Source organism: Micromonospora sp. WMMA1996, assembly GCF_002573675.1.
Lineage (GTDB): Bacteria > Actinomycetota > Actinomycetes > Mycobacteriales > Micromonosporaceae > Micromonospora > Micromonospora sediminicola.
In genome coordinates, this window is the sequence record NZ_PDHU01000001.1 from 3287204 (window position 1) to 3310561 (window position 23358).

General features: G+C 75.6%; 23 protein-coding genes. 12 read left to right on the forward strand and 11 right to left on the reverse strand.

Going from position 1 to position 23358, the window contains the following annotated elements; translation table 11 throughout:
• The first annotated feature begins 19 nt into the window (after nucleotides 1–19).
• Nucleotides 20–1246 (forward strand): cysteine desulfurase-like protein, encoded by a 1227-nt coding sequence (locus tag COO58_RS15030; RefSeq protein WP_098745403.1) that lies wholly within the window; start codon nucleotides 20–22, stop codon nucleotides 1244–1246.
• Entirely contained in the window at nucleotides 1243–1530 is a 288-nt protein-coding gene (locus COO58_RS15035; RefSeq protein WP_091578283.1) for a GNAT family N-acetyltransferase, read from the forward strand. The genes COO58_RS15030 and COO58_RS15035 overlap by 4 nt, the downstream gene beginning before the upstream one ends.
• Before the next feature lie 46 nt (nucleotides 1531–1576).
• Here the strand turns inward: COO58_RS15035 and COO58_RS15040 are convergent, their stop codons facing one another.
• Nucleotides 1577–3076 carry a glycoside hydrolase family 3 protein gene (locus COO58_RS15040; RefSeq protein ID WP_098745404.1) on the reverse strand — a complete coding sequence of 500 codons (1500 nt, stop codon included), beginning with the start codon at nucleotides 3074–3076 and terminating at the stop codon, nucleotides 1577–1579.
• Nucleotides 3077–3179: 103 nt separating this feature from the next.
• Here COO58_RS15040 and COO58_RS30210 point away from each other — a divergent pair, with 103 nt between their 5' ends.
• The 5 genes from COO58_RS30210 (at nucleotide 3180) to COO58_RS15060 (ending at nucleotide 7730) form a co-directional block, all read left to right on the forward strand.
• Nucleotides 3180–3338, forward strand: a complete 159-nt coding sequence (locus COO58_RS30210; RefSeq protein WP_176558707.1) for a hypothetical protein — start codon at nucleotides 3180–3182, stop codon at nucleotides 3336–3338.
• 68 nt (nucleotides 3339–3406) lie between these two features.
• Complete coding sequence (locus COO58_RS15045) at nucleotides 3407–4357, forward strand: TIGR03557 family F420-dependent LLM class oxidoreductase (protein WP_098745406.1); 951 nt, start codon at nucleotides 3407–3409, stop codon at nucleotides 4355–4357.
• A gap of 49 nt (nucleotides 4358–4406) precedes the next feature.
• The gene (locus COO58_RS15050; protein ID WP_091578290.1) at nucleotides 4407–6038 is read left to right on the forward strand and encodes an ATP-dependent DNA helicase RecQ; all 1632 of its coding nucleotides are present in this window, start codon (nucleotides 4407–4409) and stop codon (nucleotides 6036–6038) included.
• Between the two features lie 61 nt (nucleotides 6039–6099).
• Nucleotides 6100–6603 carry a hypothetical protein gene (locus tag COO58_RS15055; RefSeq protein ID WP_091578293.1) on the forward strand — a complete coding sequence of 168 codons (504 nt, stop codon included), beginning with the start codon at nucleotides 6100–6102 and terminating at the stop codon, nucleotides 6601–6603.
• Between the two features lie 101 nt (nucleotides 6604–6704).
• Nucleotides 6705–7730 carry a helix-turn-helix domain-containing protein gene (locus tag COO58_RS15060; protein ID WP_255292627.1) on the forward strand — a complete coding sequence of 342 codons (1026 nt, stop codon included), beginning with the start codon at nucleotides 6705–6707 and terminating at the stop codon, nucleotides 7728–7730.
• Nucleotides 7731–7844: 114 nt separating this feature from the next.
• On the opposite strand, the gene COO58_RS15065 is transcribed toward COO58_RS15060, so the two are convergent.
• Genes COO58_RS15065 through COO58_RS15100 form a run of 8 tightly spaced genes read right to left on the reverse strand, consistent with a single transcriptional unit; the run spans nucleotide 7845 to nucleotide 16553 of the window.
• Nucleotides 7845–8834 carry a DNA topoisomerase IB gene (locus COO58_RS15065; RefSeq protein WP_091578298.1) on the reverse strand — a complete coding sequence of 330 codons (990 nt, stop codon included), beginning with the start codon at nucleotides 8832–8834 and terminating at the stop codon, nucleotides 7845–7847.
• On the reverse strand, nucleotides 8818–9777 hold the full coding sequence (locus COO58_RS15070; protein WP_098745407.1) for a glycosyltransferase family 9 protein: 960 nt from the start codon (nucleotides 9775–9777) through the stop codon (nucleotides 8818–8820). The genes COO58_RS15065 and COO58_RS15070 overlap by 17 nt, the downstream gene beginning before the upstream one ends.
• A complete protein-coding gene (locus COO58_RS15075; protein WP_091578304.1) occupies nucleotides 9774–10475 on the reverse strand; it encodes an SDR family oxidoreductase in 702 nt (233 codons plus the stop codon). Before COO58_RS15075 ends, COO58_RS15070 begins: the two co-directional genes overlap by 4 nt.
• A 46-nt stretch (nucleotides 10476–10521) precedes the next feature.
• The gene (locus COO58_RS15080; protein WP_369700205.1) at nucleotides 10522–12003 is read right to left on the reverse strand and encodes a PfkB family carbohydrate kinase; all 1482 of its coding nucleotides are present in this window, start codon (nucleotides 12001–12003) and stop codon (nucleotides 10522–10524) included.
• Between the two features lie 26 nt (nucleotides 12004–12029).
• Nucleotides 12030–12704, reverse strand: a complete 675-nt coding sequence (locus COO58_RS15085) for an SIS domain-containing protein (RefSeq protein ID WP_098745410.1) — start codon at nucleotides 12702–12704, stop codon at nucleotides 12030–12032.
• Nucleotides 12704–13921, reverse strand: coding sequence for a glycosyltransferase (locus COO58_RS15090; RefSeq protein WP_098745412.1), 1218 nt, complete (start codon nucleotides 13919–13921; stop codon nucleotides 12704–12706). The genes COO58_RS15085 and COO58_RS15090 overlap by 1 nt, the downstream gene beginning before the upstream one ends.
• Nucleotides 13906–14880, reverse strand: a complete 975-nt coding sequence (locus tag COO58_RS15095) for a glycosyltransferase (RefSeq protein ID WP_098745413.1) — start codon at nucleotides 14878–14880, stop codon at nucleotides 13906–13908. Before COO58_RS15095 ends, COO58_RS15090 begins: the two co-directional genes overlap by 16 nt.
• The gene (locus COO58_RS15100) at nucleotides 14877–16553 is read right to left on the reverse strand and encodes an HAD-IIIA family hydrolase (protein ID WP_098745415.1); all 1677 of its coding nucleotides are present in this window, start codon (nucleotides 16551–16553) and stop codon (nucleotides 14877–14879) included. The genes COO58_RS15095 and COO58_RS15100 overlap by 4 nt, the downstream gene beginning before the upstream one ends.
• 180 nt (nucleotides 16554–16733) lie before the next feature.
• Here COO58_RS15100 and COO58_RS15105 point away from each other — a divergent pair, with 180 nt between their 5' ends.
• Together COO58_RS15105 and COO58_RS15110 are read left to right on the forward strand one after the other, a co-directional pair.
• Nucleotides 16734–17180: an SRPBCC family protein gene (locus tag COO58_RS15105; RefSeq protein WP_091578319.1), complete on the forward strand. Its 447-nt coding sequence runs from the start codon at nucleotides 16734–16736 to the stop codon at nucleotides 17178–17180.
• 90 nt (nucleotides 17181–17270) lie between these two features.
• Nucleotides 17271–18038, forward strand: coding sequence for a polyprenol monophosphomannose synthase (locus COO58_RS15110; protein WP_098745416.1), 768 nt, complete (start codon nucleotides 17271–17273; stop codon nucleotides 18036–18038).
• 96 nt (nucleotides 18039–18134) lie between these two features.
• Here COO58_RS15110 and COO58_RS15115 read toward each other — a convergent pair whose 3' ends face one another.
• Nucleotides 18135–19727, reverse strand: a complete 1593-nt coding sequence (locus COO58_RS15115) for an NAD(P)/FAD-dependent oxidoreductase (RefSeq protein ID WP_098745418.1) — start codon at nucleotides 19725–19727, stop codon at nucleotides 18135–18137.
• A gap of 72 nt (nucleotides 19728–19799) precedes the next feature.
• On the opposite strand from COO58_RS15115, the gene COO58_RS15120 reads away from it, so the two are divergent.
• Nucleotides 19800–21233, forward strand: a complete 1434-nt coding sequence (locus COO58_RS15120) for an aldehyde dehydrogenase (protein ID WP_098745420.1) — start codon at nucleotides 19800–19802, stop codon at nucleotides 21231–21233.
• 60 nt (nucleotides 21234–21293) lie between these two features.
• Here the strand turns inward: COO58_RS15120 and COO58_RS15125 are convergent, their stop codons facing one another.
• A complete protein-coding gene (locus COO58_RS15125; RefSeq protein ID WP_091583766.1) occupies nucleotides 21294–21698 on the reverse strand; it encodes a ChaB family protein in 405 nt (134 codons plus the stop codon).
• A gap of 143 nt (nucleotides 21699–21841) precedes the next feature.
• On the opposite strand from COO58_RS15125, the gene COO58_RS15130 reads away from it, so the two are divergent.
• Together COO58_RS15130 and COO58_RS15135 are read left to right on the forward strand one after the other, a co-directional pair.
• On the forward strand, nucleotides 21842–22816 hold the full coding sequence (locus COO58_RS15130) for a YihY/virulence factor BrkB family protein (protein WP_091583769.1): 975 nt from the start codon (nucleotides 21842–21844) through the stop codon (nucleotides 22814–22816).
• Nucleotides 22817–22902: 86 nt separating this feature from the next.
• On the forward strand, nucleotides 22903–23319 hold the full coding sequence (locus COO58_RS15135) for a DUF2795 domain-containing protein (protein ID WP_098745421.1): 417 nt from the start codon (nucleotides 22903–22905) through the stop codon (nucleotides 23317–23319).
• Nucleotides 23320–23358: the final 39 nt, after the last annotated feature.

A 23358-nucleotide genomic window follows, 5' to 3' on the forward strand; every position in this document is an offset into this window, starting at 1 on the left:
TGCGCGCTAGGGTGCCCGAATGGCATTCGACGTGGCCCGGGTGCGGGGGCTCTACCCCGCGCTGGGCGAGGGGTTCGTCCACTTCGACGGCGCCGGCGGCACCCAGACCGCCGCCCCGGTGATCGAGGCGGTGGCCGACGCCATGCGCGCCGCGACGGGCAACCGGAGCACCGCGTTCGCCCCCGGCCGACGCGCGCTGGACCTGGTCGCCGGGGCCCGGGCCGCGGTCGCCGACATGCTCGGGGCGGACCCGTCGGGGGTGGTGCTGGGCCCGAGCGCCACCGCGCTGACGTACACGTTGGCCCGGACGCTGGGCGCGGCCTGGCGGCCGGGCGACGAGGTGGTGGTCTCCCGGCTCGACCACGACGCCAACGTCCGCCCGTGGGTGCAGGCCGCCGAGGCGGCCGGCGCGACGGTGCGCTGGGCCGAGTTCGACCGGACCACCGCCGAACTGCCCGCCGGCCAGTACGCCGACCTGGTCACCGAGCGCACCCGGCTGGTGGCGGTGACCGCCGGCAGCAACGCGACCGGCACCGCGCCGGACGTGGCGACGATCGCCAAGACCGCGCACGCGGCCGGCGCGCTGGTCTGCGTGGACGGGGTGCACTCGGTCCCCCACGGTCCCACCGACCTGTCCTCGCTCGGCGCGGACTTCCTGGTCACCAGCGCGTACAAGTGGTCCGGGCCGCACCTGGCGGCGATGGTCGCCGACCCGGCCCGCTGGGAGTCGTTGCGCCCGGCGAAGCTGATCCCGTCGGCCGACGCGGTCCCCGACCGGTTCGAGTACGGCACGCCCAGCTTCCCGCTGCTGGCCGGCGTGACCGCCGCGGTGGACCACCTGGCGTCGCTCGACCCGGCCGCCGGCGGTGACCGGCGGGAGCGGGTACGCGCCGGCCTCGCCGCCGCCCAGGCGCACGAGGAGGCGGTCTTCGACCGGCTGCTCGCCGGGCTGACCGCGCGCCCCTTCGTGACCGTGTACGGCGCGCCGGCGCGCCGCTGTCCCACGGTGTCGTTCCGGGTGGCCGGGTGGACGCCGGCGCGGACCGCGGCGGCGCTGGGCGGGGCCGGGCTCTGCCTGTCCTCCGGCGACTACTACGCCTACGAGTACTTCCAGGCCATGGGCCTGCGCGACACCGGCGGCGCGGTGCGGGCCAGCGTCTACCACTACAACACGGTCGACGAGGTGGACCGGCTGCTGGGCGAACTGGACCGGCTGGCCGAGACCGAGGGGACAATGGTCCGGTGAGCTACCTGGTCGAGGAGAACGCCGCCAAGCACCGCTTCGAGATCCTGGTCGACGACGCGCTGGCCGGGTTCACGGCCTACCTGCCCCGGGGAGAGGTGCTGGTCTTCACGCACACCGAGGTCGACGACCGCTACCAGGGGCAGGGCGTGGGCGCGGCGCTGATCAAGGGCACGCTGGACCAGGTCCGGGCCCGGGGCGGCCGGGTGGTGCCCCGGTGCCCGTTCATGGCCGCGTTCATCGAACGTCACCCCGACTACGCCGACCTGGTCGTCGACGCGCCCTGAGACCCGGCCCGACCGGGGGACCTCCCCGCCCGGTCGGGCCGGGGGTTCAGCGAGCGCCGGCCAGCAGCTCGGCGGCGGCCCGGGCCGCCGCCGCGGTGGCGCCGTGGGTGGCGAGGTGCACCGCGCCGGTGACCAGCTCGGGCACGCCCAGCTCGACCACCACCGCGTCCGGGCGGGCGGTCAGGGCCCGGTCGACCGCGTCCCGCATCCAGTCGTGCCGGTGCAGGTCGCGCACGACCAGCACCAGTGGACGGCCGGCCGGTCCGGCGGCCGGGTCGGCGGGGAGCGCGTCGGCGGCGTACCGGGCGGTGGTGGTGCCGGGCGCGAGACGGGTCAGGGGCCCGGCGATGCCCCAGGGCGTCTCCTCGCCGATGGCGATGTTGCGCGGCGGCGCGAACTCCACCACGTGCGCCGGCCCGGCCAGCGGCAGCAGCCCGGGATCGCCGCTGACCCGCACCGCCCGGCGGGCGGCGGCCAGCCCGACCGGCGAGTCGCCGCGCCACGGCGGGCCGGCGACCCGCTGGGCCCGGGCGGCGACGCTCCAGGCGGCCAGCTGACCGACCCGCTTCGCGGCCTCGGCCAGGCGCTCCTCCGGCAGCTCGCCGCTGACCACGGCGGCGACGATCGCGTCGCGCAGCTCGCGGGCGTCGGCCTCGGTGGCCCGCTCCCCGCCCACGCAGATCGCGTCCGCCCCGGCGGCCAGCGCGCGCACCGCGGCGCCGGCGAAGCCGTACCGGTCGGAGACCGCCCGCATCTCCACCGCGTCGGTCACCACCACACCGCCGAAGCCCAGCTCCTCGCGGAGCAGGCCGCCCAGGATGCGCGCGCTCAGGGTGGCCGGCAGTTCCGGGTCCAGCGCGGGCACCAGCAGGTGACCGGTCATCACCGCCTGCACGCCGGCCGCCACCGCGGCCCGGAACGGGGCCAGCTCGACCGCGTCCAGCCGGGCCCGGTCGCCGCCGATGCGGGGCAGGTCGTGGTGCGAGTCGACCCGGGTGTCGCCGTGCCCGGGGAAGTGCTTGGCGCAGGCGGCGACACCGCCGGCCTGCAGGCCACGAACCCAGGCCGCGGTGTGACGGGCGACCAGGTCCGGGTCGGCGCCGAACGAGCGCACCCCGATGACCGGGTTGGCCGGGTTGGAGTTGACGTCGGCGTCCGGGGCGTAGTCGAGCGTGACGCCGACCGCGGCCAGCTCGGCGCCGAGGTCGCGGGCGACCTCCTCGGTCAGCGCCGGGTCGTCGACCGCTCCGAGGGCGAAGTTGCCGGGCCGGGAGCTGCCCCGGGCCGACTCGATCCGGGTGACGTCGCCGGCCTCCTCGTCGATCGCCACGATCACGTCCGGCCGCTCCGCCCGCAGGTTCGCCGTCAGCGTGGCGACCTGATCGTGGTCGACGACGTTGCGGGCGAACAGGACCACCGAACCGAGTCCCTCGCCGAGCCAGCGGCAGACCCACGGCGGCGGCGTGGTGCCGACGAAGCCGGGTTGCAGGACGGCGGCGGCGAGCGCCGCCAGGTCTCCGGTCGATCCCACGGTCCGCTCGCTCATGCGCTGTCGTACCCCCGTCTCCCCCACGGACCCGCCGGGGCCGGCGGGTGCTGACATGGTCACACCGCGCAGCGAAATAGTCAACAATCCTTACTGTAAGGCGGTGGCGATCGACGGACACCCGTGGGAGAGTGCGTCCATGCCCGTCCTGCCGCTCGCCGACGCCACCAGCGCCGCGGACATCCCCGGCGTACGCCTGCTCGGCCTGGTGGTCGGCGCCCTGTTCCTGCTGATCGCGATCCGGGCCATGTTCCGCCGCTGACCCCACCGGGTTGGACGCCCCGCGCGGGGGTAGGGCTTGCGGTGTCCGGACCCGGCGGAGGGGGCACCATGAAGATCGGCTATTTCCTGTCCAGCGAGGAGTACACACCGGCGGAGCTGCTGGCCCAGGCGCGCGGCGCCGAGCAGGCCGGCTTCGAGGCACTGTGGATCTCCGACCACTACCACCCGTGGGTCGACGCGCAGGGGCAGAGCCCGTTCGTCTGGTCCACCATCGGCGCGCTCAGCCAGGTCTGCCGGCTGCCCGTGACCACCGCGGTCACCTGCCCCACCGTGCGGATCCACCCCGCGGTGATCGCCCAGGCGGCGGCCACCAGCGCGGTGCTGCACGAGGGGCGGTTCGTGCTCGGCGTGGGCACCGGGGAGGCGCTCAACGAGCACATCTTCGGCGACGCCTGGCCGCAGGCCGACGTCCGGCTGGCGATGCTGGAGGAGGCGGTCGAGGTCATCCGCGAGCTGTGGCGCGGCGACTTCGTCAACCACCACGGCCGGCACTACACGGTCGAGCACGCCCGGATCTACACCCGGCCCGAGACGCCCCCGTCGATCTACGTGTCCGGCTTCGGTCCGAAGTCGATCGAGCTGGCCGCCCGGATCGGCGACGGCTACGTCAGCACCATGCCCGACGCCGACATGGTCCGCCGGTTCCGCGAGGCCGGCGGTGGCGACAAGCCGTGCCAGGCCGGCTTCAAGGCCGCCTACGCCGACACCGCCGACGAGGGCGCGCGGATCGCGTACGAGCGCTGGCCGAACGCGGGCGTGCCGGGCGAGCTGTCCCAGGTGCTCCCCTCGCCGCGCCACTTCGAGCAGGCCGCGCAGCTGGTCCGGCCGGAGCAGGTGCGTGAGGCGTTCGTCTGCGGGCGGGACGCCGACGCCCACCTGGAGATGATCGACCGCTACGCCAAGGCCGGGTACGACGAGGTCTACGTGGCCAACACCGGCCCGCACTGGCAGGGGTTGTTCGACCTCTACCAGCGCGAGGTCCTGCCCCGGCTGCGTTGATCGCGGCGCCGGTTTCGGGTCCGGACGCCGGGGGTAGCTGAGGCGCTTGATGAAACTGACCACGCACTCCACCAGCCTGCGCCGGGCGGCGAGGAACCTGTTCGGCTGGACCGCGCTGCGGCCCAACCAGCTGGCCGCCATGCGCGCCGTGATGAAGCGCCGTGACGCCCTGGTGGTGCTGCCCACCGGCGCCGGCAAGTCGGCGATCTACCAGATCCCGGCCAGCCTGATCCCCGGCCCGACAGTGGTCATCTCGCCGCTGCTCGCGCTCCAGCAGGACCAGATCGCCGCGCTCAACGAGCGGCAACGCCCGGAGCTGCGCGCGGTGCGGATCAGCTCGGACGAGAGCGCGACCCAGCAGGCGCAGGCGATCGAGGAGATCCGGGCCGGACGGGCCGAGTTCCTCTTCATCACGCCCGAGGCGCTGAGCAACCCGGACCGGCTCGCCGAGGTCCGCTCGCTCGGGCCGGCCCTGGTCGCGATCGACGAGGCGCACTGCATCTCGGCCTGGGGCCACGACTTCCGGCCGGACTACCTGGCGCTCGGCCACCTGATCGACGGCCTGGGCCGGCCGCCGGTGGTGGCGCTGACCGCCACCGCCTCCCCGCCGGTCCGCGACGACATCATCGCCCGGCTGCGGCTGCGCGAGCCCGAGGTGGTGGTCTCCGGGCTGGACCGGCCCAACCTGTTCCTCGAGGTGGCCTACTGCCCCACCGACGACTACCGGTGGCGGCGGCTGGTCGCGCTGCTGCGCGACGACGAGCGGCCCGGGATCATCTACGTGCCGACCCGGCGGGCGGCCGAGGAGCTGGCCGGACGGCTGACCGACGCCGGTTTCCCGGCCGAGTTCTACCACGGCGGCATGCCCACCGCCGCGCGCCACGAACTGCACGAGGCGTTCCTCGCCGACCGGGTGCCGATCATGGTGGCGACCTCGGCGTTCGGCATGGGCATCGACAAGCCGAACATCGCCTGGGTGGTGCACATGGCGCTGCCCGACTCGCCGGACAGCTACTTCCAGGAGATCGGCCGGGCCGGCCGGGACGGCTCGCCGTCGCGCGTCCTGCTGCTCTGGCGCGCCGAGGACGTCGGACTCCAGCGCTACTTCAGCGGCGGGCTGCCGGACGAGAAGGAACTGTGCGAGTTGGCCGCGGTGCTGCGGAGCAAGCCCCGCACCCGCAAGGAGCTGCGCGAGCTGACCGGGCTCGGCCCGCGCAAGCTCGGCCAGTACCTGTCCCTGCTGGAGCAGATCGGCGCCGCCGAACCGCGCGCCAAGCAGCGCGTCGGCGCCCCCCGGTACGCCCCGGACGCCGCCGAGTCCGGTCGGGCCGCGCTGGCCGAGGCCGAGCGGCAGCAGACCGTGACCCGGTCGCGGACCGACATGATGCGCGCCTTCGCCGAGACCACCGGCTGCCGGGGGCAGGTGCTGCTGGCCTACTTCGGCGAGCAGATGACCGAGGTCTGCGCCCACTGCGACAACTGCCACGCCGGCACCAGTGTGGCCAACGACGGCGCGGTCGGCCCGTTCCCGGTGCACAGCCAGGTGCGCCACCCGGAGTGGGGATCCGGACTGGTGCTCAACTACGAGGACGACCGAATGACGGTGCTCTTCGACGAGGTGGGCTACAAGACGCTGTCCGTGCGCGTGGTGTCCGAACAGGGCCTGCTGGAGCTGGACTAGCCTGACCCGGGCACCGCGTGGTGCCCGTGACAACGACGACCATGGCGAAAGGGGCCTGATCGTGATCGAGCAGCCGGCGTACACCCGGTTCGGTGTCTCCGACGAGGAGTGGGGGCTGCTGGTCGGTCTGCCGCAGGCGGTGCTCACCGCGGCCGCCGCGGCGGAGTCCGACGGCACCCGGCGCACCATGGCGGAGAACGCCGCCGGGTTGGAGACCATCGCCGCGGGGCGCGAGTCGGCGAGCCCGCTGGTGGCCGCCGTGGCCGGCGAGGTCGTCTCGCGGGTGGGCGACCCGGAGACCGGCGCGGAGCTGCCGGTCATCACGCCGGACGACCCGAAGGCCATGATCGAGGACGTGCTCGCCCGGGCCGGCCAGGCGTCCGCCCTGCTCGCCGGCCGGGTGGACGAGGGGCAGGCCGGCGCCTACCGGCACTGGCTGGTGGAGATCGCCGAGCAGGTGGTGGGCGCCGCCTCCACCGGCGGGATCCTGGGGATCGGCGGCGACGTGGTCAGCGACTCCGAGCGCCGGTTCCGGGACCGGCTGTCGCACGTGCTCAACGACTGAGTGACGGAGGTCACGCCCCGCGGTTGCCGCCTTGCCCGGCCCGCGGGGCGTCGTGCTTCATGAGATACGACGAACCCCGGGGGTCGCTCATGGACACGGCGTTGACACGGCAGGTCTTCGACACCGAGCAGGTGCCGGCCGCCGACCGGTTCGGGCTGTGGCTGGAGATGCTCGCCCGGACGCCGACGCTGATGCGGGTCCGCACCGCGCACGCGGACGACTTCACGGCGCGGGCGGAGTTCCTCGAACTGGGCCCGATGCAGCTCATCCGGCACCGCTACCCCTCGCTGCACGGCGTGCGGACCCGCAAGCTGATCCAGCGCTCCGAAGGGGACTGCTACCTGCTCGCGTTGACGCTGCGCGGCACCGGCGTCGCGAACCAGGACGGGCAGCGCGGCATCTGCCCACGGGGCGACTTCACCTTCTACGACTGCGCCCGACCGCAGGAGCTGATCCACCACGCCGACGAGGACGAGCGGGCCGCGTCGATCGTCGCGCTCATCCCGTACGACGCGCTGCCGCTGCCGCACCGCCGGCTCGCGCCCCTGTTCGCCGGTCGGATGTCCGGCGCCGAAGGGATCGGCGCGCTGCTGGCCGACTACCTCATCCGCATCACCGGCCACCCCGAGCAGTACCACGCCGCCGACGCCGAACGCCTGGGCGGCGTCGCCCTCGACCTGGTCGCCACGCTGCTCGGCCGGAACCTCGTCTCCGAGGACGCCGTGCCCACCGAGATCCGCCGCCGCGCCCTGCTCAACCAGGTGCGCGCGTACGTGCGGCAGCACCTCGGCGACGCCACGCTGGACCCCCGGCGCATCGCCGAGGCGCACCACCTCTCGGTGCGCTCCCTGCACCGGCTCTTCGAGGCCGAGGAGACCACGGTCGCGGCGTTCGTCCGGGACGAGCGGCTGGCCCGGTGCCGCCGCGACCTCGCCGACCCGGGCCTGGGGGACCGGCCGATCCAGGTCATCGCCGGCCGGTGGGGGTTCCGGGACAAGGCCCACTTCAGCCGCGCCTTCCGGGCCGCGCAGGCGGAGACACCGCAGGCGTACCGGGCCCGCCACCTGGAACGGGCACGGATCGTCAACACCACGGCGTCCGAAGTCAACCCGGCCCGGGCAGACTGAGGACGGGCCGACGCCGGCAACCGGCGTCAGCCCACTGGTAACGGGGGGCCGTGGCGCGGCGCCCGCGGTGGGTCCCGCCGCGGGCGACCGCCCCCGGTGGTCGCCCGCCACCGTTCAGTCCGCCTCCTCCTCCAGCAACGCCAGGACGGACTTCTCCACCGCCTCCCGCGGCATCTCCGGCTGCACCGGCGCCAGCACCCCGTCGTGGTAGAGGTCGACCACGCGTGGGTCCACGTAGGACGTCCGGGCCACCGTCGGGGTGTTGCCGAGCAGCTCGGCGACCGACCGCATGACCGCGGCGACCGCCCGCCGGCGGCCGGTGACGGACCGCTGCGGGCCCACCGTGGCCAGTTCGGCGGCGGCCAGGACGGTGGCGTGCCAGGTGCGGAAGTCCTTCGCGGTCATCTCCCCGCCGCTGGCGTCACGCAGGTAGTCGTTGACCTCGTCGCTGCGCACGTCCCGCCAGGACCGCCCGTCCCAGTAGCCGAAGAGCCGTTCCTGGGCGCGCCGCCGCCGGCGCAGGTTGAGCAGCACCTGGCACAGCTCGGCGTCCTCGATCCGGCGGACCTGCTCGATGCCGCCCTTCGCCGGGAACTCGAAGACCACGCACCCGCCGCGCGAGCGGGCGTGCTCGGGGCGCAGCGTGGCCACGCCGAACGTCGGGTCGTCGCCGGTGGCGTACTGGTCGCTGCCCACCCGGAACGCCCCCATGTCGAGCAGCCGGGCCACGGTGGCCAGCACCCGCTCCCGCCGCAGCCCACGCAGCGCCAGGTCGTGCGCGACCCGGTCGCGCAGCGCGGGCAGCCGGTGGGCCACCTCCAGCACGTGGTCGAACTTCGCCTCGTCCCGCTTGCGACGCCACTGCGGGTGGTAGACGTACTGCTTGCGGCCGGCAGCGTCGATGCCGGTGGCCTGGATGTGTCCGTTCGGGAACGGCGAGATCCACACGTCCCGCCAGGCGGGCGGGACGACCAGCTCGCGCAGGCGCGCCAGCTCCGCCTCGTCGCGCACCGGCTCGCCCTTCGCGTCCAGGAAGAGCCAACCCTGGCCGCGACGCCGGCGCCCGTAGCCCGCCCGGCCCGGGTCGCTACGCCGCAACCGCACCGGAGACCCGTTCCACCTCGGCCACCGCCGCCACCACCTCGTCGATCCCGATGGCACCCAATGTCGGGTGGGTTCCTACCCCGGCGAAACCCGCTGAATCCCGGTCGGGTCCGGCAGCCCGCGTGCCGCCGAGCACCCGGTGCCGGGGCCGGTCGGCCGGCGGACCCCAGCGCTCCGCCGGCACCGGACCGAACAGCACCACCGACGCGGTCCCGTATCCGGTGGCGAGGTGGGCCACGCCGGTGTCGCCGCTGACCACCAGCCGCGCGTCGGCCACCAGCGCGGCCAGTTCGGCCAGGCCGGTACGGCCGGCCAGCACCGCCTCCGGCGGCAGCCCCGCGTCGCGGGCCACCCGGGCGGCCAGCGCCCGCTCGTCCGCCGAACCGGTGAGCACCACCCGGTGCCCGCGCGCGGTCAGCGTCCGGGCCAGCCCGGCGAACCGGTCCGCCGGCCACCGCTTCGCCGGGACCTTGCTGCCCGGGTGCAGCACCGTCACCCCGGCCGGTACGCCGGGTCCGGCCGGCCGGCGCAGCGCCAGGTCACCCGGGTCGGCCGGCAGCCCGTACGCGTGCAGCAGCCGGCACCAGCGGCGTACCTCGTGCTCGTCGTCGTCCCAGGCCGGGCCGTCCGGGTGGCCGCCGGCCGGGTTGCGGTAGGCGAGCAACCGGGTGGGCCGGACGGTGGCCAGTGCCCGGTGCGACTCGGGGCCCCGGCCGTGCAGGTTCACCGCCACCTCCGGCGGTGGTCCGGTCCAGTCGACCCGGTCCGGCCCGTCGGTGGGCAGCACCCGGTCGACCGACCCGGTCAACGCGGCCAGCGGCGCCAGCCAGGCCGGCGCGGCGAGCACCAGCTCCCGTCCGGGCAGCCCGGCGCGCAGGCCGCGCAGCGCCGGGACGGCGGTGGCAAGGTCGCCGACGCCGAGCGCCCGCAGCACCAGGATCACGGGTACGACGACTCCTGCGCGGCGCAGACCACCATCTCCCGGACCGCGCAGCCGGCCGGCTGGGACAGCGCGAACATGACCGCGGCGGCGGTGTCGGCGGGTTCGTTCAGCACGGCGTCCGGGCCGGGACGGTACTGGGCGTCCCGCTCGTCGAAGAAGGCGGTGCGCATGCCACCGGGGATCAGCAGGGTCACCCCGACCGCGCCGGCCAGCTCGGCGGCGAGGGCGCGGGTGAAGCCGACCACCCCGAACTTCGCCGCGCAGTAGGCGGTGGCGTCACTGACCGCCTTGACGCCGAGGGTGGAGGCGACCGTGACGATGCTGCCCCGGGACGCCTCCAGGTAGGGCAGCGCCGCCCGGATCACCGCCGCCGTGGCGAGCAGGTCCACCGTCACGATCCGCTCCCAGGTCTCGGCCGGCACGTCGATCAGCTTCCCGGGCACGTCCATCCCGGCCGCGGTGACCACCGCGTCCAGTCCGCCGGAGCGTTCCGCGAGGTCCCGCGTGGCGGCCTCGGCGGCGCGGGTGTCGGCCAGGTCGCACTCGGCCCACGGCACCCCGTCGGCGGGACGCTGCCGGTCCAGCACGAGCGGCCGGCCGCCGGAGCGGGCCACGGCGGCGACGACGGCCGCGCCGAGCCCGCTGGACCCGCCGGTGACCAGGACGGTGGGACCGGCTCCGGGCTGGCCGGCGCTCATGCCGCCGCCCGCCGTCCGGTGGTGCCGGACCGGATGCCTCGCTCGCTCATCGTGCTCCCTTCGCCGTGGACCGGACGGTCGTCTCCGCGACGGCCTCCGCCGGGGTCACCGTCGCGGCCGGCCAGCCGCCGTGCCCGCGGCCCGCGCGGGCCGCCGCGATCATGTCGGTGGTGGAGCGCCCGTCCAGGTACGGCACGACCACCGTGTGCCCGCCCCAGCGGGCGAGGACCTCCGCCTCGGGCAGCGTCTCGGTGCCGCCGCCGCTGGCGTAGTCGCCGCCCTTGACCCAGATGTCCGGGCGCAGCCAGGACAGCGCCGCCTGCGGCGTCGACTCGTCGAAGATCAGCACCGCGTCCACGCAGCCCAGCGCGGCCAGCAGCCGACCCCGGTCGCCCTGCGGCACGACCGGGCGCTCCGGCCCCTTGAGCCGGGCCACGCTGGCGTCGGAGTTCAGGCAGACCACCAGGCAGTCGCCGAGCTGCCGGGCCGCCTGGAGGGTCGCCACGTGCCCGGCGTGCAGCAGGTCGAAGCAGCCGCCGGTGGCCACCACGGTGCCGCCGGCCGCGCGTACCCGGGACACCACCTCGCCGGCCGCGCGGGCGCCGATCCGCTCCCCGCCCACGGTGACCACCGCCGGGGCGGCGGTCCGGACCAGCGCCGGCAGCGCCGTCGCCACTCCCCCGTCGGCCACGTACGCGGACGCCTCGGCGACCGCCTCCTGCACCGCCTCGGACACCAGCGCGCCCCGGGCCAGCGCCAGCGTGGCGGTGGCCGCGAACCGGTCCCCGGCGCCGCAGGTGTCCCCCTCGGCGGCCGGCGCCGGCACCACCAGCGGGGTGGAGCCGGCGTGGCACAGCAGCGCGCCGTCCCCGCCCAACGTCACCGCGACCGCGCCCGCCTGCCAGCGCCGGCGCAACGCCTGCGCGCTGCGGGACGCGGTGGACAGGCGGGAGCCGCCCGGCGGGACCTTGGCCAGGTCGCGGGCCTCCGGCTCGTTCGGGGTGGCCAGGTGCACGCCCGGCACCGCCGCCGGGCCGCGCGGGTGCGGGTCCCAGACCACCGGCGCCCGGGTGGCGGCGAGCGCGGCGCGCAGCGCCGGTAGCCCGGCGACCCCCCGGCCGTAGTCGCTGACCAGCACCGCGGACGCGGCGGCGAGCAGCCGCAGGACGGCCTCGCTCGGCTCCCCCGGCACACCGGTCGCCCCGCCCCGGTCGTGCCGCAGGAGCACCCGCCCCCGGGCCCGCAGCCGGATCTTCTCCGGCGTCGCGCCGGCCAGCGGGAGCGCGTACAGCCGCACCCCGGCGGCGGCGAGCAGGGTGCCCAGCCGCGCCCCGCCGGCGTCGTCGGCGACGGCGGTGACCAGCGCGACCTCGGCGCCCTGCGCGGCCGCGAAGACCGCGGCCAGGCCGGCGCCGCCGGGGCGGTCCACGGACGTGGTCTCGTCCAGCACCGGCACCGGGGAGTCCGGGCAGAGCCGGTTCACCAGCCCCTCGACGTCCCGGTCCAGCAGCGTGTCACCGAGCACCACCACGGGTCCCGCCATGCTCGACCTCCTCATCGGGCCTGCACCTCCGGATCCGGGTCGTCGAGCACCACCTCGACGCCGGCGCGCACCGGTCCGGCCGGGGCGCGGGCGGCGAGCGCCGCGGGCAGCGCCCGGTCGACGTACTCGCAGAGCACGTGCACGGCCACCAGGTGCAGCTCCTGCACCACCTGCCCGTCCGGCGAGTCGATCGCGAGCCGTTCGTGGCAGAGGTCGGCGAGGGGGTTGGGGGCGGGGCCGGTGAAGGCCCAGCAGCGCAGTCCGGTGGCGTGGGCGGCGTGGGCGGCGGTGAGGAGGTTGGGGCTGGTGCCGCTGGTGGACAGGAGCAGGAGGAGGTCGTCGGGTCGGCCGTGGGCGCGGACCTGGCGGGCGAAGATTTCGTCGTATCCGTAGTCGTTGCCGATGGCGGTGAGGGCGCTGGTTTCGGCGTGCAGGGCGATGGCGGACAGGGGTTGGCGGTCGTGGCGGAGTTTGCCGACGAGTTCGGCGGTGAGGTGTTGGGCTTCGGCGGCGCTGCCGCCGTTGCCGGCCACCAGCAACCGCCCGCCGGCGGCGAGCCGGTGCGCCACCTCCTGACCCCAGCGGGCCAGCAGGTGCTCCGCGTCCCGCAGCGGCAGCAGCGCGGCGGCCAGCCGGGTCAGGTGGTCCTCCAGCACCGTCCCGCCGGCAGCCGGCGCGGCCGCCATCAGGCGACCACCCGGGTCGGCCGGCGCACGGTGGCCACCTCGCCGTACAGCTCGCCCAGCCGGTCGGCGGCGGTGGCCCAGGAGTAGCGGGCCCGGGCCCGCTCCAGCGCCGCGGTGGCGTAGGCGAAGCGGCGGATCCGGTCGCCGAGCAGGCCGCGGATCGCCGCGCCGAGCGCCGCCGGGTCGCGGGCCGGCACCAGGTCGCCGGTACGTCCCGGCACCACCGTGTCGATCAGCCCGCCGACCGCGGTGCCGACCACCGGCACGCCGCACGCCATCGCCTCCAGCGGGGTGAGCCCGAACGGCTCGTACCAGGGGGCGGCGACCAGCACGTCCGCCGAGCGGTACCAGCGCCCCATCTCCTCCCGGGGCACCGCGCCGACGAGGCGGACCCGGTCGGCGAGGCCGAGCGAGTCGGCGAGCGCCCGCAGGCGCAACGCGTACGGGTCGGTCTCCAGCAGGCCGGCCGGTGGTCCGCCGACCACCACGCACTCGGCGTCGGGGACCGACGCGACGGCCTGGATGACGTCCTGGAAGCCCTTGCGTTCGACCAGTCGGCCGACGGTGAGGATGCGGGCCCGGCCGCCGTCCCGCTCGGCGACCGGGCCGAGCGGACCGAAGGTGGACAGGTTCACCCCCGACGGCACGACGGTCATCCGGGAGCGGGGCACGCCCATCCGGACCAGCTCGGCGACCTCGTCCTGGCACTGGGCGACCACCCGGTCCACCGCGCGGCCCAGGTCCCGTTCGTGGTCGATCCGCCCCGGCGGGCTGGTGTCCTGGGCGCCCTGGTGGCGGCGCTTGACGGTGCCCAGCGCGTGGTAGGTCTGCACCACCGGCACGCCGGTGCGCCGGGCCGCGGCGAGCCCGGCCAGTCCGCTCATCCAGAAGTGCGCGTGCACGACCTCGGGCTGCCAGTCGCCGCGGCGCCACCGGTCGGTCAGCCAGTCGGAGAACGCCGGCATGTACGGCAGCAGGTCGTCCTTGGCCACCGGCTCGGCCGGGCCGGCGGGCACGTGCACCACCTCGTACCCGTCCGGGGCGCGGACGGTCACCGGCAGGTCCACCGCGTCGAGCCGGGTGTAGACCCGGACGTCGTGACCGGCGGCCGCGAGCGCGGCGGAGAGCTCGGCGACATGCGTGTTCTGGCCACCGGCGTCCTCCCCGCCGAGGACGGCGAGCGGGCTGGCGTGTTCCGAGATCATCGCGATGCGCATACTTCCTCCTCCAGCAGCCGGTCCCAGTCGGCGAGGAATCGCTCCAGGCCGTAGCGGTCGCGGGCGGCGGCCCGGGCCGCGGCGCCCGCCCGGCGGGCGGCCGCCGGGTCGTCCAGCAGGCCCCGGGCGGCGTCGACCAGCACGTCGACCCGGGTGGAGAGCGCGCCGGCGGCGGGTGGCACCGCCTCCACCGCCTCGGTGGTGGCCAGGGCCACCACCGGCATGCCCATGGTCATCGCCTCGATCAGGCTGAGCCCGAGTGAGGTCCAGCGGCACAGGTGCAGGTAGGCGCGGCGCCGGGCCAGTTCGGCGTGCATGGCGTGCTGCGGCACGTCGTCGTGGCTGGTCAGGCGGTCCTCGGGCAGCCCGAGGTGGGCGGCGAGCCCGGCCACCTTCATGCCGTAGACGTCCAGCGGCGCCAGTGCGGCGAACCGGGCGAGCAGGTCGGTGCCGGTGACCCGCCAGCGGCGTACCGGCTCGTTGATGACCACGGCGAGGCGGTCGAGTTCGCCGGTCCATTCGGTGGTGGGGGGGACGACGCCGTGTTCGACGACGGTGGTGCGGGTGGTGCCGTTGTCGTAGAAGAGTTCGTTGAAGTGGGTGACGTGGGTGAGCAGGAGGTCGTCGCGGTCGGCCATGGGGTGGCGGGTGTGGGGCACGTCGCCCTTGGGGGTGTTGTGTTCGACGTAGATCGCGGGCAGGTCGCGTCCGGGGCGGCGGCGCAGCCATTCGGTGGCCAGGTCGAGTTCTTCGGGGCGTTGCAGGATGACCAGGTCGACGTCGGTGTGGGCGAGGTCCTCGGGGGTGATCTCGAGGGCGTTGTCGGGCCAGGGGTAGGTGCGGGCGCGGCCGAGTCCGTAGGGGCCGCGGTCGGGGGTGACGGGTACCAGGTAGCGGTGTTTGCCGTGGACGAACGACGTGGTCCACGAGCCGTGCACGTGCCACAGCAGGATGTTCATCCGACCACCCCGCCGGGGACGGGCGCCGGCACGGCGGCGGGCACGCCGAGCAGTCGCAACGCCTCCAGCACCCGGCCCGGCTCGACCGCCGACAGACACGGGTGCCCGGGCACCGGGCAGGCGGTGGCCCGGGTGTCGCGGCAGGGCGCGGCGGCGTCGCCGAGGCGGACCGTGGGCACCCGGTAGGGCCCCCACTGCCCGAACGGGACGGTCGGCGCGAAGAGGCTGACCACCGGCACGCCCAGCGCCGCGGCCAGGTGCGCCGGGCCGGTGTTGCCGACCACCAGCGCGCCGGCCCCGGCGATCACGCCGGCCAGCTCGCCGAGTCCGGTACGCCCACCCAGGTCGACCCCGCCGGCCGCGGCGACCCGGGCGGTCAGCTCGCGTTCGTCCGGCCCGCCGGTGACCAGCACCCGGTGCCCGGCCGCGCCGAGCACCCGGACCACCCGGGTGGCGAGTTCCACCGGGCAGGCGCGGGTCTCCACCGAGGACCCCGGGTGCAGCACCACGTAGCCGGGCGGCCCGGCGGCGGCCGGCACCGGCGGCAGCCGGTCGGTGCGCAGCCGGAGGCCGGGTTGGTCGTCGGGGGGCAGGTGGTAGCCGGCGGCGGCGGCGAGGGAGAGGGCGCGTTCGGGTTCGGGGACGCCGGCGGGGACGCGGTGGCGGACGTCGAGCAGGGCGCCGGGGTAGTCGTCGCTGATGGCGCTGATGTGGGCGATGCCGGCGAGGCGCAGCAGCAGGGCCAGGGGCAGGGGTGACTGGTGGAAGCTGGTGAAGATGACGGCGTCGTCGGCGCCGACGGCGGCGAGCCGGGCGGTGAGGGCCTGGATGGCGTCGGGGTCGACGGGTGGGGCGGGGGCGTCGATCCACGGCAGTGGCCATTCGATGATCTCGTCGACGCCGGGCAGCAGTTCGGCGGCGGCGCGGCCACGGGGGCCGCACAGGAGCACCACCCGGTCCGCGCCGGCCGCGACCGCGCGGATCCCGGGGCCGGTGACCAGCACGTCCCCGGCCGCGTCGCTGCGGACCACCAGCACGGTCCCCCGGGCCGCCCGACGCGCGGGCGCCGGGGCGGCCACCAGTCGCATCCGGGCCAGCACGGTGTCCACCGCGTCCGGCAGGTCGGCGGCGACCGTCGGCGCGGCGGCCACCTCGGCCGCCCGGGTGGCCGGCGTGGGCACCAGGACGCCGGCGGCGCCGGCCGCGGCGGCGGCGGACATGTCGGCGCCGATGTCCCCGATCAGCACGCAGCGGGTCGGCACGGTGCCGAGCGCCCGGGCGGCGTCATGCACCAGGCCGGGCGCGGGCTTGCGGCAGGCGCAGCGGTCCGCCTCCGCGTGCGGGCAGATCGCCCAGTGGTCGAACGGACCGAGCAGCTCCTCGACCCGGGCGTGGACCCGACGCATGTCCTCGGCGGTGAAACACCCCCGCGCCAACCCGGACTGGTTCGTCACCACGGCCAACCGCAACCCGGCCGCCCGCAACCGGTCCAACGCCTCCCGCGCCCCCGGCACCGGCCGCACCTTCTCCGGATCCCCGTTGTACGGCACGTCCTCCACCAGCGTGCCGTCCCGATCCAGCAGCACCGCGTCGTACAGGCCGGACGGGGGCCGGCCAGAACCCGGGCCAAACCCGGCTGACCTGCACTGATCCCGCTCGTGGTCCGGTTGCACGGGCGGCGGGTTCCCGAGCCCCCGAGGAGTAAACGTCACCTTCGGCGGAGCCCACCCCCGCGGCGCCGCACGGCCGGTCCACGCCTGCCACGCCCCGGCCCGGTGCGGCGATACCCGCCGCCCCGGAGAAGCTAACCCGTCCGCCGTTAGCGGCGGCCCCGGCAGGGGTACCGGACAGTGGTGGCAGTTGTGGAGAAAGTGATCGACGCACCCCCGGACCAGGTCTTCGAGGTGCTCGCCGACGGATGGACGTACAGCGACTGGGTGGTCGGCACCGCGCACGTGCGGGACGTGGACGACGACTGGCCGCGGGTCGGCAGCCGGTTGCACCACCGGGCCGGCCCCTGGCCGTTCTCGCTGCAGGACGCCTCCACCGTGCTGGAGTGCCGCGCGCCGCACCGGCTCGTGCTGCGGGCCGGGCTCTGGCCGGCGGGTGAGGCGATCGTGGCGTTCGTCCTGGAGCCGCTGGACGACGGGCGGACCCGGGTGACGATCGGCGAGGACTTCGCCGCCGGTCCGCTGCGCTGGGTGCGCACCAAGCTGAACGATCTGGTGCTGCACCAGCGGAACAAGGAGACGCTGGCCCGGCTGTCGGACATCGCCACGCGACAGCGGCCGGACCGGTGATCGGACGGTCGCGGGGCGTCTGTGCGGAGCCGGTCAGGTGGACTGGCTACCCTCTCTGGTGAACCTGTCGGCCGACCGAGGAAGTCCGTGATGATCGAACCCGTGCAGTTGCCCTCCCCGTGGGCGGACGCGCGCCTGACCGTCGTCGTTCCGACCTACAACGAGGCGGGCAACCTCCCGGTGCTGGTCGAGCGCCTCCTCGCGCTGCCGCTGCCGGGGCTGAAGGTGCTCGTCGCGGACGACAACTCCCCCGACGGCACCGGCGAGGTGGCCGACAAGCTGGCCATCGAGCACCCCGACCGGATCCTGGTGGTGCACCGTCCGGGCAAGGAGGGCCTCGGCCGGGCGTACGTGGACGGGATCAGCCGCGCGATCGAGGACGGCGCGGAGTTCGTCGCCCAGATGGACGCCGACCTGTCGCACCCGCCGGAGGCGTTGCCCGGCATGCTCGGCGCGCTGCTCTCCACCCAGGCGGCCGTGGTCATCGGCTCCCGCTACGTGCCCGGCGGCGAGCTGGACGAGAACTGGCCGCTCTACCGCCGCGCGCTCAGCGGCTGGGCGAACCTCTACGTGCACACGCTGCTGCGGGTGCGGATCCGGGACCTGACCGCCGGTTTCAAGATCTGGCGGGCGGACGCGCTGCGCACCATCGGGCTGGACCGGGTGCAGTCCAACGGCTACAGCTTCCAGGTGGAGATGCACTACCTCGCCACGAAGCTCGGCCACACCATCCTGGAGGTGCCGATCCGCTTCGAGGAGCGCCGCGAGGGCGACTCGAAGATGACCACCGCCACCAAGATCGAGAGCGCGTTGATGCCGTTCAAGCTGCGCAGCCGGCACCGCAACCTCGACTCCTGACCGGCCCTCCGGCCCTCGCTCGCCGACAGATGCACGCCGCGTCACCGTGACGCGGCGTGCATCTTCGTATCTCGGGTGGACCGGCGCCTGCGCGGGTCAGCGGTAGACCGAGCGGTGGGCCGCGGCGATCGCCCGGGCGTACACGCCGCCGGTGACGGCCCGGTCGCGGGCCAGGGCCGCGCGGGCCGCGTTCGCGCCCGGCGCGCCGTGCACGCCGCCGCCGGGGTGCGCCGAGGCGCTGGCCAGGTAGAGCCGGTCCACCGGGGTGTCCGCCCGGCCCAGGCCGGGGATCGGCCGCAGGAAGAGCTGCTGGTACGCCGCCGCGGTGCCGCCGCCCAGCGCGCCGCCGACCAGGCTCGGCTCGGCCTCCTCCAGGTCGGCCGGACCGGCCACGTGCCGCCCGACGACGGACGCGCGGAAACCCGGCGCGGCCGCCTCCAGCACCTCCTCCATCCGGTCCACGTGCCCGGCGACGTCCTCGGCCCGCCAGTTCCGTCGGAACGGCAGGTGGGTGTAGGACCAGAGCGACTCGGTGCCCGGCGGTGAGTGGCTCGGGTCGGCCACCGTCATCTGGCCGACCAGCAGGAACGGGTCCGTCGGCACCTCACCGCGGGCCAGCGCGGCGGCGTACGTGGTGAGCCCGTCCAGGTCCGCGCCGAGATGCACGGTGCCGGCGCCGGCCAGCTCGCGGTTCTGCCACGGCATCGGCGCCGACAGCGCCCAGTCGACCTTGAGCGTGGAGCCGTCCCACCGGAAGTGCGCCAGGTCCTCCACCAGCCGGGGCGGCAGCGCCGCCGCGCCCACCAGGTCCAGGTAGAGCGCCGGGGCGGGGACGTCGGCGAGCACGGCACGTCGGGCGCGCCAGTCGGTCCCGCCGGCGGTCCGCACGCCCATCGCCCGCCCCCGCGCGGTGAGCACCCGCTCGACCCGGGCGCCGTACTCGATCCGACCGCCACGGGCGACGAGCCGGTCGACCAACGCGTCGGTGATCCGCTGCGCGCCGCCCACCGGCACCGGCCAGCCGACCTGCTGGCCGAGCATGGCGAGCAACCAGCCGTACACCCCCGAGCCGGCCTCCTCCGGGGACAGGTCGGTGTGCAGGGCGCAACCGGCCAGCAGCGCCGGCCCGCCCTCGCCGTCGAAGAGCTCCGCGCCGAGCTTGCGCACCGGGAGCACGAGCCGCCGGGCCAGCCGCAACGCGCCGGCGACCCGGAGCCGGCGCAGCAGGCCCAGCCCGCCGCGCACCGGCGGGAACGGGCTGGTGATGGCGTCCAGCATCGGCTCGGCCACCTGGCACCAGTCCGCGTACGCGTGCCGCCAGCGCTCCCCGTCGCCCGGGGCGAACGTCTCCATCGACGCGGCCGTGCGGTCGAGATCGCGGTTGACCACCGCGGCCCGGCCGTCCGGGAGCAGGTGCGCCAGCACGTCCGGCGCGTTGGTCCAGGACAGGCCGTGGCCCTCCAGGTCGAGCCCGCCCAGCACCGGGGAGGCGTAGCCGAGCGGATAGAACGAGCTGTAGAGGTCGCTGAGGTAGCCGGGTGCGGTCACCTGCGCCGAACGCACCGCTCCGCCGGGCGCCTCGGTGGCCTCCAGCACGAGGACGTCCCAGCCCGCGTCGGCCAACAGGTTCGCGGCCACCAGACCGTTGTGCCCAGCCCCGATGACGACGGCGTCGGCGGTCGAAATCATCCGATCCGCCTACCCGGCCGGTCACCGGGCGAAACGCGTTTGCCTCGCCCGGACCGGGGCATCCATGGCCGCATGTACACGGTTGCGCAGCTCATAGGTGGGGTGTGGGGCGCCGGTGGCGAGGGCGGCGAACTGGTCGTCCACGACCCGGCCGACGGATCGCCCGTGACCCGGGCGCCGGTGGCCACGGCGGACGAGGTGGCCAAGGCGGTCGAGGCCGCCCGGGGCGCCGCCGCGGAGTGGGCGGCCACCGCGCCGGCCGAACGGGCCGCCGCGCTGCACCGGGCGGCGGACGCGGTCGAGGCCGCCGCGGCGGAACTCGCCGAGGCGACCACCGCGGAGATGGGCAAGCCCCTGGACGACGCGCGGGGCGGCGTGGCGGCGGGCGTCGGCACGCTGCGGCAGTACGCCGAGCTGGCGCCGGTGCGGGGCGGACGGACCCTGCACGGCAGCCACCCGGCGCTGGACTTCATGGCTCCCGAGCCGCGCGGCGTGGTCGCCGCGATCACCCCCTGGAACGACCCGGTGGCGGTCTCCTGCGGACTGCTCGGCGCGGCCCTGGTGACCGGGAACGTGGTGCTGCACAAGCCGAGCGAGCGCACCCCGGCCACCGGGTGGCTGCTGGCCCGGGCGTTGGACTCGGCGTTGCCGGCCGGGGTGCTGTCGCTGCTCACCGGCGGCGCCGAGGTGGGCGCCGCGCTGGCCGGTCAGGAGCTGGACGTGGTGGCCCACGTCGGGTCCACCGCGACCGGCCGGGCGATCGCCGCGGCCGGCGCGCGCACCGGCGCGAAGGTGCTGCTGGAGAACGGCGGCAGCGACCCGCTGGTGGTGGACGCGGACGTCGACCCGGTCTGGGCCGCCGAGCAGGCGGCGCTGGGCTGCTTCGCCAACGCCGGCCAGATCTGCGTCGCGGTGGAGCGGATCTACGTGCACCGCGACGTCGCCGAGGACTTCGTCGACGCGCTGGTGGCCCGCGCCGAGGCGCTCGCCACCGGACCTGGCCGTGACCCCGACACGCAGCTCGGCCCGCTCGTGGACCGGCGGCACCGGGACCACGTGCACGGGCAGGTCACCGCCGCGGTGGCCGAGGGCGCCCGGGTGCGCACCGGCGGCACGATCCCGGACGGGCCGGGCGCGTTCTACCCGGCCACGGTGGTGGAGGGCTGCCGCCACGAGATGGCGCTGGTCCGCGAGGAGACGTTCGGCCCGGTCGCCCCGGTGGTGGTGGTCGACTCGTTCAGCGAGGGCCTGCGCTGCGCGGCCGACTCCCCGTACGGTCTGGCGGCCACCGTGCTGACCGGCTCGATGAGCCACGCCCAGCGGGCCTGGCGGGAACTGCCGGTCGGCACCGTCAAGGTCAACGCGGTGTTCGGCGGCGCGCCGGGCGGCGCGGCCCAGCCGCGCCGGGGCAGCGGCCAGGGCTTCGGGTACGGCCCGGAGCTGCTCGACGAGTTCAGCACGGTGAAGGTGGTGCACCTGGAGGCGCCCAGCGGCGGCCACTGGTGAGCCGACAGCGTCGAGCCCGGGACCTGCGCGGTCCCGGGCTCGACGTCGTACGGTGGCGGTTCAGCGACCGCCGCGCGCCTTGCGGGTGGCGGTGTCGTTGGCCTTCTCGATCGCCTTCACCAGCTCCGGCTTGGTCATCCGCGACCGGCCCCGCACGTCCAGCTTCTTCGCCACCTCCATGAGGTGGTCCTTGGTGGCGTTGGCGTCCACACCGCCGGCCGTGGGCGCGCGGCGGGCCGGTCCACCGCCGGCGGCCTGCTTGTCGCTCGGCCCCTTGCGGCCCTTCGGCTCCCAGTGGTCGCCGACCTTCTCGAACTCGTGCTTGACCGCGGCGAAGGCGGCGCGGTGCGCCCGCTCCCCCTCGCCGTACGTCTCGACCGCCGAGTCGTGCGTCTTCTCCCAGGTCCGCTGCGCCTTGGCCGGGGACCGCTTCAGCGTGCTGGGCAGCACCTCACGCCCGGGCATCTCGTCCACCTCCGTCTCGATCGGGTGTCCCCTGTCGTTCCCTCCCGCCCCGGGGACAAACCGGCGCGCGGTTTGTCGATTTCCGCGGTGGGGTACCGCCGGGCCACGCCCGGTGGCGCGGCCGGCGCGTGGAGGAGGCGGTCATGACGGCGACGACACCACCCGCGGTCGGTGACCGGCCCCGGTCCCGCTTCCCGCGACGCATCCGTCAACTGAACTGGCGCACCTGGCGGGGTGTGCTGGTGCGCAGCGGCCAGGGCTTCGTCAAGGACAACTGCGCCGACTGGGCGGCCGCGCTCACCTACTACGGGGTGCTGGCGCTCTTCCCGTCCACGGTCGTGGTGGTGGCGTTGGTCGGGCTGGTCTCCGACGGTCCGCGCACGGTGGACACCGTGATCGACCTGGCGCGCGAGATCGGGGCCGGCTCGGTGGTCGGCAACGACGCGTTCGTCGGCGTGGTGCGCAACGTGGTCGAGCAGCAGGGGTCGGCGAAGGTGCTGCTGAGCTTCGGTCTGCTCGGCGCGCTCTGGTCCGCCTCGGGCTTCATCGGCGCGTTCACCCGGGCCTCCAACGCGATCTACGGGGTCGAGGAGGGGCGGCCGTTCTACCGCCTGCGTCCGCTGCAGATCGGCATGGCCGCGATCACGCTGCTGCTGCTCGCGGTGGTGGCCACCGGGCTGATCGTCAGCGGCCCGGTCACCGACGCGGTGGGCGACCTGCTGCACGCCGGCGCCCTGGCCCGGACCCTGTGGTCGGTGACGAAGTGGCCGCTGCTGGCCCTGGTCGCGATGACGTTGCTGTCGCTGCTGTTCTGGATCGCGCCGAACGTGCGGCAGCCCCGCTTCCGCTGGCTCACCCCCGGCGGCGCGCTGGCGCTGCTGGTGTGGGTGGCGTCCTCCTTCGGCTTCGGTCTCTACGTGGCCAACTTCGGCTCCTACGACGTCACCTACGGCAGCCTCGGCGCGGTGATCGCGTTCCTGGTCTGGCTCTATCTGTCGAACTGCGCGTTGATGCTCGGCGTGCAGGTCAACGCGGAGCTGCAACGGGGCCGGGCGATGCAGGCCGGGGTGGACGAGCCGGACGAGCCGGTGCTGCCGCCGCGCGCGCCGGCCGACTGAGACCGGCCGCCCGGTTCCGCCCCGGGTGACCGGGTCCCCCGACCCGCGCCGGTTTACCGGCGATCCCCCGGGGCATGTCTGTGGGCATGGAACGTGGCAGCAGCAAGCACTCGCCCAGGGTCGACGATCAGATGAGCAGCGAGGTCAGCGGTCTCGTCCAGGGGCCGGGCACCGGGGGCTCGCGGGTCGACGAGTTCCGCGTCCCCGAGCCGGCCGGCGAGGACCAGCCCGAGGCCACCACGGCCCCGGCCGGAGAGCTGCGCACCGGCTCTCCGCAGGGGATGAGCTCCACGGACGTGGAGGCCCGCAGTCGCCTCGGCCGGTTCATCGGCATGGCGGCGCTGCCCGGCGACCGCGACACGCTGGTGGCCAACGCCCGGGAGAACGAGGCGCCCGCGGACGTCGTCGCGGCGCTGGAGAGCCTGCCGGAGGGCACGCGTTACCAGACGGTTTCCGAGGTGTGGGCCGCACTCGGGCACAAGAACGAGACGACGCGCTGGTGAGCGGACCGGCCCACGGTCCGCACCACGACACCGGCGGAA

Coding starts and splice junctions, on each gene's coding strand:
- COO58_RS15030 (WP_098745403.1), top strand. CDS start 20: ATGGCATTCGACGTGGCCCGGGTGCGGGGGCTCTACCCCGCGCTGGGC.
- COO58_RS15040 (WP_098745404.1), bottom strand. CDS start 3,076: ATGAGCGAGCGGACCGTGGGATCGACCGGAGACCTGGCGGCGCTCGCC.
- COO58_RS15045 (WP_098745406.1), top strand. CDS start 3,407: ATGAAGATCGGCTATTTCCTGTCCAGCGAGGAGTACACACCGGCGGAG.
- COO58_RS15050 (WP_091578290.1), top strand. CDS start 4,407: ATGAAACTGACCACGCACTCCACCAGCCTGCGCCGGGCGGCGAGGAAC.
- COO58_RS15075 (WP_091578304.1), bottom strand. CDS start 10,475: ATGAGCGCCGGCCAGCCCGGAGCCGGTCCCACCGTCCTGGTCACCGGC.
- COO58_RS15085 (WP_098745410.1), bottom strand. CDS start 12,704: ATGGCGGCCGCGCCGGCTGCCGGCGGGACGGTGCTGGAGGACCACCTG.
- COO58_RS15090 (WP_098745412.1), bottom strand. CDS start 13,921: ATGCGCATCGCGATGATCTCGGAACACGCCAGCCCGCTCGCCGTCCTC.
- COO58_RS15095 (WP_098745413.1), bottom strand. CDS start 14,880: ATGAACATCCTGCTGTGGCACGTGCACGGCTCGTGGACCACGTCGTTC.
- COO58_RS15110 (WP_098745416.1), top strand. CDS start 17,271: ATGATCGAACCCGTGCAGTTGCCCTCCCCGTGGGCGGACGCGCGCCTG.
- COO58_RS15115 (WP_098745418.1), bottom strand. CDS start 19,727: ATGATTTCGACCGCCGACGCCGTCGTCATCGGGGCTGGGCACAACGGT.
- COO58_RS15120 (WP_098745420.1), top strand. CDS start 19,800: ATGTACACGGTTGCGCAGCTCATAGGTGGGGTGTGGGGCGCCGGTGGC.
- COO58_RS15125 (WP_091583766.1), bottom strand. CDS start 21,698: ATGCCCGGGCGTGAGGTGCTGCCCAGCACGCTGAAGCGGTCCCCGGCC.
- COO58_RS15130 (WP_091583769.1), top strand. CDS start 21,842: ATGACGGCGACGACACCACCCGCGGTCGGTGACCGGCCCCGGTCCCGC.
- COO58_RS15135 (WP_098745421.1), top strand. CDS start 22,903: ATGGAACGTGGCAGCAGCAAGCACTCGCCCAGGGTCGACGATCAGATG.